This window comes from Salmonella sp. NW645, from assembly GCF_051703725.1.
Taxonomy (GTDB): domain Bacteria; phylum Pseudomonadota; class Gammaproteobacteria; order Enterobacterales; family Enterobacteriaceae; genus Salmonella; species Salmonella enterica.
Window position 1 is genome coordinate 242,130 of record NZ_JAMMKR010000002.1, and the last position, 16,742, is coordinate 258,871.

The window sequence follows — 16,742 nt, forward strand, 5'->3', positions numbered from 1 at the left end:
CAACACAGACAGGTACAGGAAGAAAAACATGGTAGATCAGGTAAAAGTCGCAGCCGACGAACAGGCTCCGGCTGAACAGTCGCTACGGCGCAATCTTACAAACCGTCATATACAGCTTATCGCTATTGGCGGCGCTATTGGTACCGGTCTGTTTATGGGATCGGGTAAAACGATCAGTCTCGCCGGACCGTCGATCATTTTTGTGTATATGATCATCGGTTTTATGCTTTTTTTCGTGATGCGCGCCATGGGGGAATTGCTGCTCTCGAATCTGGAATATAAATCGTTTAGCGATTTTGCTTCCGACCTGCTTGGCCCCTGGGCGGGATATTTCACCGGCTGGACGTACTGGTTTTGCTGGGTAGTGACCGGTATGGCTGACGTGGTGGCGATTACCGCCTACGCGCAGTTCTGGTTTCCCGGCCTTTCCGATTGGGTCGCCTCGCTGGCGGTAGTGATCCTGCTGCTAAGCCTCAACCTCGCCACCGTTAAAATGTTTGGTGAAATGGAATTTTGGTTTGCTATGGTCAAAATCGTCGCCATCGTGGCGTTGATTGTGGTCGGGCTGGTGATGATTGCGATGCACTTTAAATCGCCGACCGGCGTTGAAGCGTCTTTTGCGCATCTGTGGAATGACGGCGGCTGGTTCCCGAAAGGTATTAGCGGGTTCTTTGCCGGTTTCCAGATTGCGGTGTTCGCCTTCGTGGGCATTGAGCTGGTCGGTACTACCGCCGCAGAAACTAAAGATCCGGAAAAATCGCTGCCGCGCGCGATTAACTCAATACCGATCCGTATCATCATGTTCTACGTCTTTGCGCTGATTGTCATTATGTCGGTGACGCCGTGGAGTTCCGTGGTGCCGGATAAGAGCCCGTTTGTTGAGCTGTTTGTACTGGTGGGGCTACCTGCCGCCGCGAGCGTGATCAACTTTGTCGTGCTGACCTCGGCGGCGTCTTCCGCCAACAGCGGCGTCTTCTCGACCAGCCGTATGCTGTTTGGCCTGGCGCAAGAAGGCGTGGCGCCAAAAGCGTTCGCTAAGCTATCGAAACGCGCGGTACCGGCGAAAGGCCTGACCTTCTCCTGTATCTGCCTGCTGGGCGGCGTGGTTATGCTGATGGTCAACCCGAGCGTGATTGGCGCATTCACCATGATCACTACGGTTTCGGCTATCCTGTTTATGTTTGTCTGGACCATCATTCTGTGTTCATACCTGGTGTACCGCAAAAAGCGTCCCCACCTGCATGAAAAATCCATCTATAAGATGCCGCTCGGTAAGCTGATGTGCTGGGTCTGCATGGCGTTCTTTGCATTCGTGCTGGTATTACTGACGCTGGAAGACGATACGCGCCAGGCGCTGATCGTGACGCCGCTGTGGTTTATCACGTTGGGTCTGGGCTGGCTGTTGATAGGTAAGAAACGAATGGCGGGAATGCGTTAATTGTTTTGCCCGGTGGCGCTGGCGCTTACCGGGCTTACAGCGTAGCGTTGATTTGTAGGCCGGATAAGGCGCGGTTTACAGCCGCCATCCGGCAAAATGCCTGGCTGGCGATTATTCCCCGGCCAGCGCGCGTGGGAACAGCACGTTATTCTCCAGGCTGATGTGCTCCATCAGATCATCAATCATCTCATTAATGCCGTTATACATCGCTTTCCAGGTGGTGCAGGCTTCTGGCGGCGGCGTTACATTTTGGGTGACGTGTTTGATGACGTCTACCAGCTCTCCCGCCTCGTCATGCTCGCTTTCCATTACGCTTATCGGGCCCGTTGCCTGGCGACCCATACCCTGTTTAATCATTGGGAACAGGATCTGTTCTTCTTTCATCATATGGCTGGAAAGCTCTTCATGCAGCGCGGTGAGATATTTTGTCAGGCCGCGTGGGACGTTTGGCTTATCCGCGTGAACGCGTTCCACTTTGGTTGCCTGCAGGATAAGCTCCGGCAGTTGTTCGCGGTGTCGATCATGATAGCGCACAACGATATGGTCAATAATGTCCGCCAGCGGAACAGCGCGCCAGTCTTTTTCGATGGGCTGTTCAGCCAATTGCGCCAGTTGCGCTTCTATGATGTCAATATCGACGTCGTGACGCGCGGCGGCGCGCGCCAGCGTCTGTTTTCCGCCGCAGCAGTAATCCATATCGTACTGGCGAAACAGCGCCGATGCGCGGGGAATAGAGAGCGCCAGTTCGCCTAAAGGTTGATCGCGATAAGCCATAGCCGTTACCTCATTTGCAATAATATAAGTTGTATTTTAAATGCATCTTTAAGGCGAGGCTATAACTCTTTCGGGGTGCGTATAATTTAAGCGAGTATGAAATTAGCGTTCCGTGACCGGAACGACGGTCGCTTTTTCCGGTTTCGCTCTCACGGCAATGACCACGCCCGCCACCAGGAGCGCAATGCCGCTTAACGTCAGGAATGGCGGGATTTCCTGGCGCAGAATGAAGGTATAGAGCAGTCCCGCCAGCGTCTCAAAAACAATCAGCGGCCCTAAAATCACGGTTGGCAATTTTTGGCTGGCGATATTCCAGCACAGCGCGCCCACCCAGGAACACAGCACCGCGATGGCGATCATCAGACCGATAAACAGCGCGGGATGCGGGCCAAAGGGCAGGGTAAACAGCGGTTTCTGGATACTCAGCCACAGACAGACCGCCGCATAGCCGATTAACGAGACCGGCAGCGTAACCAGCGCCTGCGCCGTTGCCCACATCATGGGATGTTTGTCGGGATTTTCCCGCAGCCAGCGGGCGTTGCGCAGCGCATACCATGCCCAGCACGCTACGGAAATCAGCGCCAGCACAATGCCTGAACCATAGCGCCAGCCGCTAACATCGGATAATCCCTGACTAAGTTCAGCAATATTGACGCACAGCAGGCCAAAACCGATAAGCGCCAGCGCGGGCGCTAAACGCCGCCAGGATAATCTGCCGTCTCGTTGGCTATAGAGAACGTTAGCGAAAAGCGGAATGACGACCGGCAATGTCCCGATGATCATCGTCGACACCGGCGCGCCGGTTCGCTGAATAGCGCTGGCGAGGCAGGCGTAATAGATTACATTGCCCATCAGGGTCAGCGACAGGGCGGTGGACCAATCTTTGCGCGTCAACTGGCGTAACCGCGTGCGGCCTAACCAGGCAATCGGCAGGGCAATCAGCCCCAGCGCCAGATAGCGTCCCATTGACTGTAAGAGGGCCGGGTAATCCGGCACGATTAACGGGCCGACGAAAATCAATCCCCACATTAGCCCTGCCAGCAGGGCGTATAGCACGCCGCTAATCATCAGATTCTCCTCATAAACCGTTCCGTCATTATCAGAGAAGGTCTATGAGGATGCCACATAAATTAACTAAATTTTAACACTTACAGTACGGAGCGAAGGCTTTCTGTGAGCGTCGTCGTCGGGCGACCGATGAGTTTACGCAGCGTATGGCTGTCATCGAACAAGCCGCCTTTCGCCGCGCCAGCGTCAGAATTGGCTAACATATCCGCCAGTCCGTCAGGCAGGCCTGCGCCTTTCAGCGCGGCGGCAAAATCGACTTCACTCAGGTTCTGGTAGACGATTTTTTTTCCGCTCTGATGAGTAAGTTCATTCGCCAACTGGCTTAATGTCCAGGCGTCATCACCCGCCAGCTCGTAGACATTCCCGGCGTGACCCTCTTCACGGATGACGCGTGCGGCGGCGGCGGCATAGTCAGTGCGCATTGCGGAGGCGATTTTCCCTTCTCCCGCCGCGCCAATAAAGACGCCATGCTTCAGCGCGGCAGGGACGCTCGCCAGGTAGTTTTCCGTATACCAGCCGTTACGTAATAGTGTGTGAGGAATACCTGACTCAGCCAGCATCTTTTCCGTTTCAATATGTTCATCGGCGAGCGCCAGCGGCGATTTATCCGCATGTAGCAGGCTGGTATAGGCGATGAATTTCACCTTCGCGGCAATGGCGGCCTGAATGACGTTGCGGTGCTGCGCGGTGCGTTGTCCCACTTCGCTGGATGAAATGAGCAGCAGTTTATCAACGCCCTGTAAGGCGGTGGTCAGCGCGGCTTCGTTAGCGTAATCCGCCTGGCGAACGGCAATCCCGCGCTGACTGAGCGGGGCGGCTTTTTTCGGGTTACGGACGATCGCGACGAGGTGACTGGCGGGCGTCGTTTTTAGCAGGTTTTCAATAACGTGTTGGCCCAGTTGGCCTGTTGCGCCAGTGATAGCAATCATGGTGAACTCCTCAGTGTTGGTCTTGTGTTTTATTACGCTACCACCTAAACTTACTTTTAGTAAGTACGTACAAAAAGGTAAGTATCAATGCGCGCTCATACTCTTTCCCGGCAGTTGCGTGAAGGCAATCTCTTTGCTGAACAGTGCCCGTCCCGTGAGGTGTTAAAACATGTCACCAGTCGCTGGGGCGTACTGATTCTGGTCGCGTTACGCGACGGTACACACCGTTTTAGCGACCTGCGCCGCAAGATGGGAGGCGTGAGTGAAAAGATGCTGGCGCAGTCGTTACAGGCGCTTGAACAGGACGGATTTCTCAACCGGGTGTCATATCCAGTTGTTCCGCCGCATGTAGAGTACAGCCTGACGCCGCTTGGCGAGCAGGTGAGCGATAAAGTCGCCGCACTGGCGGACTGGATAGAACTGAATTTGCCCCAGGTATTGGCGCAGCGGGAGCGTTTATCAGATGGCGGCTAGCGCTTTATTCGGCCTGCCAGTCAGGCCGAATAAACGCAGCGCCATACGGGACTCACGTTACTTGCTCAAATCCACCTGATAAATGGCAAAACCAATATCATCGACGGCAACCTTCTTCATCGGATACTGCCCTTTCGCTTTAATGAAGGCAGCGGCTTTATCGCCTGGCGATGTTTCAAAGCGGATATCCAGCGCCGTATCGCTGTGGATTGGCGCCAGACGCCAGTTATTATCCGCCGCCGGATGGATTTCGCCCGCGCGTTTTGACTCTGCGCCAATCCATGCCGCCAGCACGGCGCGATTTTCATCCGGAGACGCAAAGGCGATATGGCTGTCGCCCGTACCGGCAAACTTGCCGCCGTAAGCGCGATAGTTATTCGTGGCGACCAGGAACGTAGCGTTCGGGTCGACAGGCTTACCGTTAAAGGTCAGGTTTTTAATACGTTCCGCCTGCGGATTCACCATCTGGCATTCGCCATCATAGCGGGCGGGCTGTGACACATCGATTTGATAATTCACGCCGTCAATGACATCGAAATTATAGGTGCGAAAGCCATCCCAATTGATCAACGATTGCGGTTTGTTGCTATGAATATCAATCTGATTAAATTGTCCGGCAGAACATTCCAGCCACTCTTTTACCTCCTTACCGCTGGCTTTCACCACCACCAGCGTATTCGGATAGAGATAAAGATCGGCGGCGTTACGGAAGGTCAACTGGCCTTTTTCCACTTCGACAAAGCTGGCAGGATCGTTCTTACGCCCGCCAACTTTAAACGGCGCGGCGGCGGACAGCACCGGCAGTTTCGCCAGATCCGGATCGCCCTGAATAAAGTGTTCCACATACGCTTTTTGCGCGTTATTCACCACCTGTACGGTAGGATCGTCCTGCACCAGAGCAAGATAACTGTACATGTTATCGGCAGACTTGCCGATGGGCTTGCTGACAAACTCGCGGGTGGCATCGTGATCGGCTTTCAGAATATCGACCAGCTTACTGTCTTCCGCCGCCAGCGACTTTTTAGCGGCGGCGTCATAGATAGGCCGCGCTTCCGCTTTCGCCTGCGTAACCTGCCATTTGCCGCTGTCGTTATTGAGCACCAGATCGACCACTCCCAGATGGTCGCCCCACATGCCAGGCATTACCGCAGGAATGCCGTTAAGCGTACCTTTGGCGATATCCGCGCCTTTGATGTCGGCAAAATCTTTACCGGGGAAGACGGCGTGGGCGTGGCCAAACATAATCGCGTCGACGCCGGGAACTTCGCTGAGGTAATAAACCGAGTTTTCCGCCATGCTGTGGTACGGATCGGCAGAAAGGCCTGAGTGAGCAATGACTACCACGATATCAGCGCCTTTCTCGCGCATTTCGGGCACATATTTCCGGGCGGTTTCCGTAATGTCATTGACGGTAACTTTGCCGCTCAGATTCGCTTTATCCCAAATCATGATTTGCGGCGGAACAAAGCCGATATAGCCGATTTTCAGAGTTTGCGGGTTGCCGTCTTTATCAATAACGCTCGTCTCTTTAATCAGATAAGGCGTAAAGAGCGGCTTTTGGGTTTTAACGTCGATAATATTGGCGTTAACATAAGGGAATTTCGCGCCGGCCAGCGCGTTATGCAGATAGTCCAGACCATAATTAAACTCATGGTTGCCGAGGTTTCCAACCGCGTAATCCAGAGTGTTGAGCGCTTTATAGACCGGGTGAATATCACCGTCTTTGAGCCCTTTTGCCGCCATATAATCGCCCAGAGGGCTCCCCTGAATCAGGTCGCCGTTATCCACCAGCACGCTGTTTTTGACTTCATTTCGGGCGGCATGAATCAAACTTGCGGTACGTACCAATCCGAATTTTTCGGTTGCGGTATCCTTGTAATAATCGAAATCCATCATGTTGCTATGTAAATCAGTAGTTTCCATGATACGGAGATCGACGGTGGCCGCATTCACGCTGGCGGCGATCAGCGTAGCCAGAAGCGTTGCACTAAACTTAATCATCAGAGGCACCTTTTAAGAACGCAATAGAAAAGCCGGATAGTGAAAAATAGCGATGATAAACAGTGAAACCCGATATCGTTCCGACCGTCGCCAGAAGAAGGCGAAACCGCCCCATCCGGCCGATTTTTTGCGAGTGTTCACAGAAGGGTGAATCATGCCATGAAAGGTATTATCAAAACCGCAGACGGTATCACAGTTGGCGGAACCCTTAACGATCGGGTATAAGTAAAACAACGAGTTAACGCCCCCGTCATAAAGAGGTGGAGAATGTTAGAACAAGTATGCCAGCTTGCACGGAACGCGGGCGATGCCATTATGCAGGTTTATGATGGAGCCAAACCGATGGAGTACGCCCGCAAGCAGGACGATTCTCCAGTCACTGCGGCGGATATCGCCGCACATACCGTGATTCTCGAAGGGTTACGCACGCTCACGCCGGATATTCCGGTGCTTTCAGAAGAAGATCCGCCTGCCTGGGAAGTGCGCCAGCACTGGCAGCGCTACTGGCTGGTCGATCCGCTCGACGGCACCAAAGAGTTCATCAAGCGCAATGGCGAATTCACGGTCAATATCGCGCTGATTGAGCAGGGCAAGCCGGTGTTGGGCGTGGTCTATGCGCCGGTGCTGAAAGTGATGTACTACGCGGCGGAAGGTAAGGCCTGGAAAGAGGAGTGCGGGGTGCGTAAGCAGATTCAGGTCCGGGATGCCCGCCCGCCGCTGGTGGTGATTAGCCGTTCGCATACGGATGATGAACTCACCGAATATCTCCAACAGCTTGGCGAACATCAGACAACTTCTATTGGTTCCTCGCTGAAATTCTGTCTTGTGGCGGAAGGCCTGGCGCAGCTTTACCCCAGATTTGGGCCGACCAGCGTCTGGGACACTGCCGCAGGTCATGCCATTGCCGTTGCAGCCGGGGCGCACGTTCACGACTGGCAGGGAAAAACGCTGGACTATACCCCTCGTGAATCGTTCCTTAACCCCGGCTTCCGGGTGACTATTTACTGAGGAGCTTATGCAGCAGGTCGACCACCTGCTGTACCTCTTGCTGGGTTAACGCGCCATCTTTCACCCATTGAACCCGACCGTCTTTGTCAAGCACGATGACGGCGGACCCCTCTTCTTTTAATTGCCAGGCGTTACGCGCCACGCCATTGCTGTCGACAATAAATTGCGACCACGGATAGAGCTTTTTATTACTTTCTATACTGCTACGCACGAACATACCGGAGCCTGGGATCGCATCATCAGTGTTCACAATTGTGGTCGTCTGGTATCTGTCATGCGGGAGCTTGGCTGATTTAATCGCTTCAATCAGCGTGGCGTTTTTTTCCTTCGCTGACGTTCGACCCGCAATGTGCAGCAGGACGCGCACTTTTCCCGCCAGCTGCGCGCTATTCCAGTTTTTATAACTAAACTCATCTTTATTCAACGTCAGTTCGCCACGATCGGCAATGCCTACCGGCGGCACCCGTTGGTTAACTTCAAGGTTATGCGCACAAGCCATTATGGGGAGTAGCAGACACGACATCGCCAGAATTTTACGTAGGGTCATGGTCATTCCTTCTTTATTTTTTTGCAGGTGATCCGACCACTTTGGGCCGATAGTTAATCATATGTGCGATTGATGCTTTTTCCCGCAAAGGGGATGCCAGTTTGCGGGCGGGCGCACACTTCCTGTGAAAAATGAAGGCATATACTGAGAAAAATGAGCTGATGTTTAGATAATTCTGAATAACTGTAATCAAAAGGTAAATATACTTATGCACACTGGAAACGACGTAGATATGGTCTATAGTCATATGGCATTAAAATTTGCGCCTTAAAACTGTTGGGCCGATTGTGGCACCGCAAGGGCGTAATACTCTGCAGGAGACAACAATGAAAATTTTCCAACGCTACAACCCGCTACAGGTGGCGAAGTACGTGAAGATCCTGTTCCGTGGACGGTTATATATCAAGGATGTTGGCGCTTTTGAGTTCGATAAGGGTAAGATTCTTATCCCAAAAGTGAGAGACAAGCAGCACTTGTCTGTGATGTCTGAAGTTAACCGTCAGGTTATGCGTCTGCAAACTGAGATGGCGTAACCAAAAGTGCTATGCAGTAGGTTAAAAAAGTAAAAAAAACGGCTCCTGAATCAGGAGCCGTTGATGTTTCTGGCAAACGGATTTCAGGCCGCGCTGTCTTCTTTACCTTGCGCATCGGGCAGTTTCGGTGCCGGTACGTTGCTTTTATTGTCGAGACGCGTCACCAGCAACTGATCGATACGGTAGTTGTCGATATCCACCACTTCAAATTTGTAGCCGGAAAACTTCACCGAATCAGTACGTTTTGGAATCTTGCGCAGCATAAACATCATAAAGCCGCCAATGGTTTCATAGTTGCCGGATTGCGGAAACTCATCGATATCCAGCACGCGCATGACGTCGTCAATCGGCGTGCCGCCGTCAACCAGCCAGGAATTTTCATCGCGTGCCACAATTTGCTCTTCCAGTCCCTGGCCGACCAGGTCACCCATTAGCGTGGTCATCACATCGTTCAGCGTAATGATACCGACGACCAGTGCGTATTCATTCATAATGACCGCGAAATCCTCGCCCGCCGTTTTGAAACTTTCCAGCGCCTCAGAAAGGGTCAGCGTATCCGGCACAATCAAGGTATTGCGAATTTGCACGCCGCCATTCAGCGCCATACTTTGGTTCGCCAGCACGCGGTTCAGCAGATCTTTGGAGTCTACATAGCCGATGATGTGGTCGATATCTTCATTACACACCAAAAATTTTGAGTGCGGATGTTCGGCGACCTTTTTCTTCAGGCTTTGCTCGTCTTCGTGCAGATCAAACCAGATGATACTTTCGCGCGGCGTCATGGAAGACGGTACGGTGCGGGATTCAAGTTCAAACACATTTTCAATCAGTTCGTGCTCTTGCTTGCGCAAGACGCCCGCCAGCGCGCCGGCTTCCACCACTGCGTAAATATCATCAGAAGTAATGTCGTCTTTCCGCACCATTGGAATTTTGAACAGGCGGAAGATGTTGTTTGCCATGCCGTTAAACAGCCACACCAGCGGGCGAAAAACGAACAGGCAGAAGCGCATCGGGTTGATGATACGCAAAGCCACAGCTTCTGGCGCAATCATACCGATGCGTTTCGGGGTTAAATCCGCGAACAGGATAAACAGCCCCGTCACCAGCGAGAAAGAGAGAATAAAGCTCAGCTGCTCGGAGAGTTCTGGCGACATATAGTGCGAGAAAAGGGCGGAAAAGGCGGGCGAAAATGCCGCATCGCCGACGATACCGCCAAGAATAGCGACGGCGTTCAGGCCAATTTGCACAACGGTGAAAAACATGCCGGGATTTTCCTGCATTTTCAATACGCGTTGTGCGTTGATACTGCCTTCATCAGCTAATAACTTAAGTTTAATCTTACGTGATGCGGCAAGCGAGATCTCGGAGATGGAGAAGAACGCACTTACAGCGATCAGGCAGAATATAATGAATATACTGTTTAACATATCTTATCCGGCGAAACGCCAGATCCTCGGAAGGGAAGTTTATAAATCCGTGTGGTAACGTTTAATGAAAACCGGCTCGTAGCAGTGAGCCGATAAGTTCAGGGCTAGTATAGCGTAAGCTACTGTAAAGTCGCCAGAGGGTTCATTTTCAACTCCGACAAGTTCCCCCTACGCCAGCGTCGTCACGCGTCAGGCGGCAGGCAAACGCCGATCCCGCCAATCCCACAGTAACCGTATGGATTTTTGTGCAGATACTGTTGGTGTTCATCTTCGGCGTAGTAAAACGGCGTCGCATGGGTGATTTCCGTGGTAATAGGGCGATGGTTTCCGGCGGCGGCCATTGCCGACTGAAAGCGCTCGCGACTGGCGTGAGCAGCGGCACTCTGTTCCGGCGTTAAGGGATAAATCGCAGAACGGTATTGCGTACCGTGATCGTTACCCTGTTGCATCCCCTGCGTTGGATCGTGATTTTCCCAGAAAATCTGTAAAAGCTGCTCATAACGGATAACGGCAGGATCGTACACTATCCGTACCGCTTCGGCATGACCGGTCTGCCCGGAGCAGACTTCCCGGTAGGTTGGATTAGGCGTGTAACCGCCCGCATACCCTGCCGCGGTGCTATATACGCCGGGCAATTGCCAGAATAAACGTTCTACGCCCCAGAAACAGCCCATAGCGAAGTAGGCGATCTCCATCCCGGCAGGGACATTGGTCATAGAGTGTTCATTTACCGCATGCAGAGTGGCGATCGGCATCGGGGTGTTGCGTCCTGGTAACGCATCTGCTTGAGTAACCAGATGTTTTTTATCAAATAAACTCATGAGCTATTCTCCCGAAAGCGTTAATTGGCGTTAAGGTTGTAACGAGACGCATCTTTGCACACAATAACAACATTAATGTATCTGGATTTAACCATAAGAAATATTTGGGCAGTCGTCTGCTTTTCAATCGAAATTGTTGATTTTATGTTAAGCCGCGGAGCGGTAGTGTGATTTTTTCCAGGGGTGGGAATAGGGGATATTCAGGAGAAAATGTGCCACATATCCGTCAGTTATGTTGGGTTAGCTTACTGTGCCTGAGCAGTTCTGCGGTAGCCGCAAATGTTCGTCTGAAAGTCGAAGGGCTATCCGGAGAGCTGGAAAAAAACGTTCGCGCACAGCTCTCTACGATTCAGAGCGATGAGGTGACGCCGGATCGGCGCTTTCGCGCCCGAGTTGATGATGCGATTCGCGAAGGGCTTAAAGCGTTAGGCTATTACGAACCCACTATCAAATTCGACCTGCTTCCACCGCCTGCGAAAGGACGGCAGGTATTAATCGCCAGGGTTACGCCCGGCCAGCCGGTGTTGATTGGCGGTACAGAAGTCATTTTACGCGGCGGCGCGCGCACAGACAAAGATTATCTGGCCTTACTGAAAACGCGTCCGGCAATCGGCACGGTGCTGAACCAGGGAGACTATGACAATTTTAAGAAGTCGTTAACCAGCGTGTCGCTACGTAAAGGCTATTTCGACAGCGAATTCGTTAAAAGTCAGTTGGGAATTGCTCTGGGCCGTCATCAGGCGTTTTGGGATATTGATTATGATAGCGGTGAGCGCTATCGCTTCGGACCTGTCACCTTCGAAGGTTCGCAGATTCGTGATGAATATTTACAAAATCTGTTGCCGTTTAAAGAGGGCGATGAGTACGAGTCGAAAGATTTGGCGGAACTAAACCGCCGACTTTCCGCTACCGGATGGTTTAATTCTGTCGTGGTGGCGCCGGAATTTGAGAAATCGCGTAAAACAAAAATTCTGCCGTTAAAAGGCGTGGTATCGCCGCGAACCGAAAACACGATTGAAACTGGGGTGGGGTACTCCACCGACGTCGGGCCGCGCGTGAAAGCGTCGTGGAAAAAACCGTGGATGAACTCCTACGGTCATAGCCTGACCACCAGCACCAGTATTTCTGCGCCGGAACAGGTGCTGGATTTTAGTTATAAAATGCCGCTGCTGAAAAACCCGCTGGAGCAATACTATCTGGTACAGGGCGGTTTTAAACGTACCGATTTGAATGATACGGAGCAGGACTCGACCACGCTTGCCGTGTCGCGTTACTGGGACCTTTCCAGCGGTTGGCAGCGGGCGATTAACCTGCGCTGGAGTTTCGACCACTTTACCCAGGGGAACGTCACCAATACCACCATGCTGTTCTACCCGGGCGTGATGATCAGCCGAACCCGCTCGCGAGGGGGACTGATGCCAACCTGGGGCGATTCGCAGCGCTATTCAGTAGACTATTCGAATACGGCCTGGGGCTCCGACGTGGATTTCTCCGTGCTGCAGGCGCAAAACGTCTGGATTCGGACTTTGTACGATCGCCACCGTTTTGTGATGCGCGCCAATTTGGGCTGGATAGAAACCGGTGATTTCGACAAAGTTCCGCCGGATTTACGTTTCTTCGCCGGGGGCGACCGCAGTATTCGCGGCTATAAATACAAATCTATTTCGCCTAAAGATAGCGACGGCAATCTTAAAGGCGCCTCAAAACTGGCAACCGGATCGCTGGAGTACCAGTATAACGTCACCGGCAAATGGTGGGGGGCAGTGTTTGTCGATAGCGGCGAGGCGGTGAGTGATATTCGCCGTAGCGATTTTAAAACCGGGACCGGGGTCGGCGTGCGCTGGGCGTCGCCGGTTGGGCCTGTCAAACTCGATTTTGCCGTACCGGTCGGCGACAAAGACGAACACGGTTTACAGTTTTATATCGGTCTGGGGCCTGAATTATGAGTTTATGGAAGAAAATAAGCCTCGGCGTGTTGATTTTCATTGTGGTGTTACTGGCGAGCGTTGCGTTTCTGGTCGGGACGACGACGGGGCTGCATCTGGTATTCAGTGCGGCGAACCGCTGGGTGCCGGGGCTGGAGATTGGGCAGGTCACCGGCGGCTGGCGGGACTTATCATTAAAAAATATCCGCTATGAGCAGCCGGGCGTTGCGGTGAATGCGGGCGAAATTCATCTGGCCGTCGGGCTTGATTGCCTGTGGCGCAGTAGCCTGTGCGTCAATGATCTGGCGCTAAAAGACATCAATGTCGCTATCGACAGCAAAAAAATGCCGCCTTCCGAACCGGCGCAAGAAGAGGAAGAAAGCGGACCGCTGAACCTCTCCACCCCCTGGCCCATCACGCTGTCGCGCGTGGCGTTGAATAACATCAATATCAAGATTGATGACACTACCGTTTCGGTGTTGGATTTTACCTCCGGGCTGGCATGGCAGGAGAAGAACCTGACCCTGAAACCGACGCGGCTTCAGGGATTGCTGATCGCTCTGCCGAAGGTCGCTGACGTGGCGCAGGAAGAGGTGGTTGAACCCAAAATCGAGAAACCTCAACCGGATGAAAAGCCGCTTGGCGAAACGCTAAAAGATCTGTTTGCAAAACCGGTAATGCCGGAGATGACCGATGTTCACCTGCCGCTCAATCTGAATATCGAGTCATTTCGCGGCGAGCAGCTACGCATCACCGGCGATACCGATCTGACGGTGCGCACGATGCTGCTTAAAGTCAGCAGTATCGACGGTAATATGAAGCTGGATACGCTGGATATCGACGCCAACCAGGGCACGGTGAAAGCCTCCGGTACGGCGCAGCTCGCCAATAACTGGCCGGTTGATATTACGCTCAACAGTACGCTGAATATCGATCCGCTAAAGGGTGAAAAGATAAAACTCAAGGTCGGCGGCGCGCTACGCGAACAACTGGAGGTCGGGGTGAACCTTTCTGGGCCGATGGATGTCGCGCTTCGCGCCCAGACGCGGCTGGCGGAGGCCGGTTTACCGCTCAATCTTGAGGTCGTCAGCCAACGCATTGCCTGGCCATTGACGGGTGATACCCAGTTTCAGGCTGACGATCTGAAGCTCAAACTGAGCGGTAAGATGACCGACTATACGTTGTCGATGCGAACCGCCGTGAAAGGACAAGATATTCCGCCGGCGACCATCACGCTGGATGCCAAAGGGAATGAGCGGCAGATTAATCTCGATAAACTCACCGTCGCCGCTCTGGAGGGAAAAACCGAACTGAAAGCGCTGGTGGACTGGCAGCAGGCGATTAGCTGGCGTGGCGAACTGACGCTGAATGGCATCAATACCGCTAAAGAGATCCCGGACTGGCCCGCGAAGCTTAACGGCGTCATGAAAACCAAAGGCAGCCTCTACGGCGGCACCTGGCAGATGGATGTCCCGGAGCTCAAGCTGACCGGCAATGTGAAGCAGAACAGCGTTAACGTCAACGGGACGCTAAAGGGCAACAGCTACATGCAGTGGACGATCCCGGGGCTGCACCTTGCGCTGGGCCCAAACAGCGCCGATATAAAAGGCGAGCTTGGCGTTAAGGAGCTGAATCTTGACGCCGCCATCGATGCGCCAGGGCTGGATAATGCGCTGCCAGGACTGGGCGGCATGGCAAAAGGAATCGTTAAAGTCCGCGGTACGGTAGAAGCGCCGCAGCTGTTGGCGGATATCACCGCCCGCGGCTTGCGCTGGCAGGAGCTGTCTGTCGCCCAGGCGCGCATTGAGGGCGATATTAAATCCACCGATCAGATAGCGGGCCATCTCAACGTTCGCGTAGAGCGGATTTCGCAGCCCGACGTTAACATCAATCTGGTGACGCTTGACGCCAAAGGCAGCGAGAAGCAGCATCAGCTACAGCTCCGTGTTCAGGGAGAACCGGTATCCGGTCAACTCTCCCTGACAGGCAGTTTTGATCGCGAGGCGGCGCGCTGGAAAGGGACGTTAAGCGACACCCGTTTCCAGACGCCAGTGGGGCCATGGTCGTTAACCCGCGCGATTGCGCTGGACTACCGTAATAAAGAACAGAAAATCAGTATCGGGCCGCATTGTTGGCTGAACCCGAACGCCGAGCTGTGCATCCCGCAAACCATTGATGCGGGCGCCGCAGGACGGGCGGTGGTCAATCTCAACCGCTTTGATCTGGCGATGCTGAAGCCATTTATGCCTGATACCACTCAGGCCAGCGGGGTCTTTAGCGGGAAAGCGGACGTGTCGTGGGATACCACCCAGGAGGGATTGCCGCAGGGGAAGGTCACGCTTTCCGGTCGTAACGTGAAGGTCACGCAGACCGTCAATGACGCGCCGTTACCGGTCGCGTTTGAGACGCTGAACCTCAGCGCCGAACTGCATAATAATCGCGCCGAGCTGGGATGGCTGATTCGCCTGACGAACAATGGTCAATTCGATGGCCAGGTGCAGGTAACCGATCCTCAGGGGCGGCGCAATCTCGGCGGTAACGTCAACATGCGCAATCTCAATCTGGCGATGGTCAACCCTGTCTTTTCGCGCGGCGAAAAAGCGGCGGGAATGTTAAACGCCAGGCTACGTCTGGGCGGCGATGTGCAAAGCCCGCAGTTGTTTGGTCAGTTGCAGCTTAGCGCGCTGGATATTGACGGTAATTTTATGCCGTTTGAGATGCAGCCGAGCCAGCTCACCATGAACTTTAGCGGTACGCGTTCGACGCTCGCCGGTATCGTGCGAACACAACAAGGGCAAATTAACCTGAACGGTAACGCCGACTGGAGCCAGATTGACAACTGGCGCACGCGGGTGACGGCGAAAGGCAGCCGGGTGCGGATTACCGTTCCGCCGATGGTGCGCCTGGATGTCTCGCCGGATGTGGTCTTTGACGCGACGCCTTCGCTGTTCACGTTGGATGGGCGTGTGGACGTTCCGTGGGCGCGAATTGTGGTGCACGACCTGCCGGAGAGCGCGGTTGGCGTCTCCAGCGATGTGGTTATGCTCAATAATGACCTGCAACCAGAAACGCCGCAGACAGCGTCTATTCCCATCAACAGTAATCTGACGGTCCACGTCGGCAACAACGTGCGCATCGACGCCTTCGGGCTTAAAGCGCGTTTGACCGGCGATTTGAAAGTCGCGCAGGATAAGCAGGGACTGGGGCTGAATGGTCAAATCAATATTCCTGACGGCCGATTCCGCGCCTACGGCCAGGACCTGCTTGTCCGTAAAGGCGAGCTGCTGTTCTCCGGCCCGCCGGATCAGCCGCTGCTCAATATCGAAGCGATCCGTAACCCTGACGCCACCGAAGACGATGTCATTGCGGGCGTGCGTGTCACAGGCACTGCTGATGAACCCAAAGCGGAAATCTTCTCCGATCCGGCGATGCCGCAGGCTGAAGCGCTTTCTTATCTGCTGCGTGGGCAGGGGTTGGACAGCAATCAGAGTGATAGCGCAGCAATGACCTCCATGCTTATTGGCCTGGGGGTTGCGCAAAGTGGTCAGGTTGTGGGTAAAATCGGAGAGACATTCGGCGTAAGTAATCTGGCGCTGGACACGCAAGGGGTGGGCGATTCGTCTCAGGTCGTGGTCAGCGGCTATGTACTGCCGGGTCTACAGGTGAAGTATGGTGTAGGGATATTTGACTCTCTGGCGACGCTCACGTTACGTTATCGCCTGATGCCTAAGCTATATCTGGAAGCAGTGTCTGGCGTAGATCAGGCACTTGATTTGCTCTATCAGTTTGAGTTTTAG

General features: G+C 53.6%; 13 protein-coding genes. 6 read left to right on the forward strand and 7 right to left on the reverse strand.

Features of this window, described 5'->3' with window-relative positions; genetic code table 11:
• Positions 1 to 28: 28 nt before the first annotated feature.
• Positions 29 to 1,438 (forward strand): D-serine/D-alanine/glycine transporter, encoded by a 1,410-nt coding sequence (gene cycA / locus NA389_RS05005; RefSeq protein ID WP_000228323.1) that lies wholly within the window; start codon positions 29 to 31, stop codon positions 1,436 to 1,438.
• 111 nt (positions 1,439 to 1,549) lie between these two features.
• Here cycA and ytfE read toward each other — a convergent pair whose 3' ends face one another.
• From ytfE to NA389_RS05020, 3 genes are all read right to left on the reverse strand, one after another.
• Positions 1,550 to 2,212, reverse strand: coding sequence for an iron-sulfur cluster repair protein YtfE (gene ytfE, locus NA389_RS05010; protein WP_000331471.1), 663 nt, complete (start codon positions 2,210 to 2,212; stop codon positions 1,550 to 1,552).
• Positions 2,213 to 2,314: 102 nt separating this feature from the next.
• On the reverse strand, positions 2,315 to 3,280 hold the full coding sequence (locus tag NA389_RS05015; RefSeq protein WP_000623290.1) for a DMT family transporter: 966 nt from the start codon (positions 3,278 to 3,280) through the stop codon (positions 2,315 to 2,317).
• A gap of 80 nt (positions 3,281 to 3,360) precedes the next feature.
• Positions 3,361 to 4,209: an SDR family oxidoreductase gene (locus NA389_RS05020; protein ID WP_000560619.1), complete on the reverse strand. Its 849-nt coding sequence runs from the start codon at positions 4,207 to 4,209 to the stop codon at positions 3,361 to 3,363.
• 87 nt (positions 4,210 to 4,296) lie between these two features.
• Between NA389_RS05020 and NA389_RS05025 the strand changes: the two genes are divergently transcribed.
• The gene (locus tag NA389_RS05025) at positions 4,297 to 4,683 is read left to right on the forward strand and encodes a winged helix-turn-helix transcriptional regulator (protein ID WP_001201297.1); all 387 of its coding nucleotides are present in this window, start codon (positions 4,297 to 4,299) and stop codon (positions 4,681 to 4,683) included.
• A gap of 57 nt (positions 4,684 to 4,740) precedes the next feature.
• On the opposite strand, the gene NA389_RS05030 is transcribed toward NA389_RS05025, so the two are convergent.
• The gene (locus NA389_RS05030) at positions 4,741 to 6,684 is read right to left on the reverse strand and encodes a bifunctional 2',3'-cyclic-nucleotide 2'-phosphodiesterase/3'-nucleotidase (protein ID WP_000589376.1); all 1,944 of its coding nucleotides are present in this window, start codon (positions 6,682 to 6,684) and stop codon (positions 4,741 to 4,743) included.
• Between the two features lie 267 nt (positions 6,685 to 6,951).
• On the opposite strand from NA389_RS05030, the gene cysQ reads away from it, so the two are divergent.
• On the forward strand, positions 6,952 to 7,692 hold the full coding sequence (gene cysQ / locus NA389_RS05035; RefSeq protein WP_000893397.1) for a 3'(2'),5'-bisphosphate nucleotidase CysQ: 741 nt from the start codon (positions 6,952 to 6,954) through the stop codon (positions 7,690 to 7,692).
• Here cysQ and NA389_RS05040 read toward each other — a convergent pair.
• On the reverse strand, positions 7,682 to 8,239 hold the full coding sequence (locus tag NA389_RS05040; RefSeq protein WP_000175305.1) for a YtfJ family protein: 558 nt from the start codon (positions 8,237 to 8,239) through the stop codon (positions 7,682 to 7,684). The two genes, cysQ and NA389_RS05040, sit on opposite strands and share 11 nt — an antisense overlap.
• Before the next feature lie 326 nt (positions 8,240 to 8,565).
• Here NA389_RS05040 and NA389_RS05045 point away from each other — a divergent pair, with 326 nt between their 5' ends.
• Complete coding sequence (locus NA389_RS05045; RefSeq protein WP_000689229.1) at positions 8,566 to 8,772, forward strand: DUF1107 domain-containing protein; 207 nt, start codon at positions 8,566 to 8,568, stop codon at positions 8,770 to 8,772.
• Between the two features lie 83 nt (positions 8,773 to 8,855).
• Here NA389_RS05045 and NA389_RS05050 read toward each other — a convergent pair whose 3' ends face one another.
• Both NA389_RS05050 and msrA read right to left on the reverse strand, forming a co-directional pair.
• Positions 8,856 to 10,199, reverse strand: coding sequence for a hemolysin family protein (locus tag NA389_RS05050; protein WP_000934970.1), 1,344 nt, complete (start codon positions 10,197 to 10,199; stop codon positions 8,856 to 8,858).
• A gap of 182 nt (positions 10,200 to 10,381) precedes the next feature.
• Complete coding sequence (gene msrA, locus NA389_RS05055; RefSeq protein WP_000051465.1) at positions 10,382 to 11,020, reverse strand: peptide-methionine (S)-S-oxide reductase MsrA; 639 nt, start codon at positions 11,018 to 11,020, stop codon at positions 10,382 to 10,384.
• A 212-nt stretch (positions 11,021 to 11,232) separates the two neighbouring features.
• On the opposite strand from msrA, the gene tamA reads away from it, so the two are divergent.
• On the forward strand, positions 11,233 to 12,966 hold the full coding sequence (gene tamA, locus NA389_RS05060; RefSeq protein WP_001120237.1) for an autotransporter assembly complex protein TamA: 1,734 nt from the start codon (positions 11,233 to 11,235) through the stop codon (positions 12,964 to 12,966).
• Positions 12,963 to 16,742 carry an autotransporter assembly complex protein TamB gene (gene tamB, locus NA389_RS05065; protein WP_000060824.1) on the forward strand — a complete coding sequence of 1,260 codons (3,780 nt, stop codon included), beginning with the start codon at positions 12,963 to 12,965 and terminating at the stop codon, positions 16,740 to 16,742. Before tamA ends, tamB begins: the two co-directional genes overlap by 4 nt.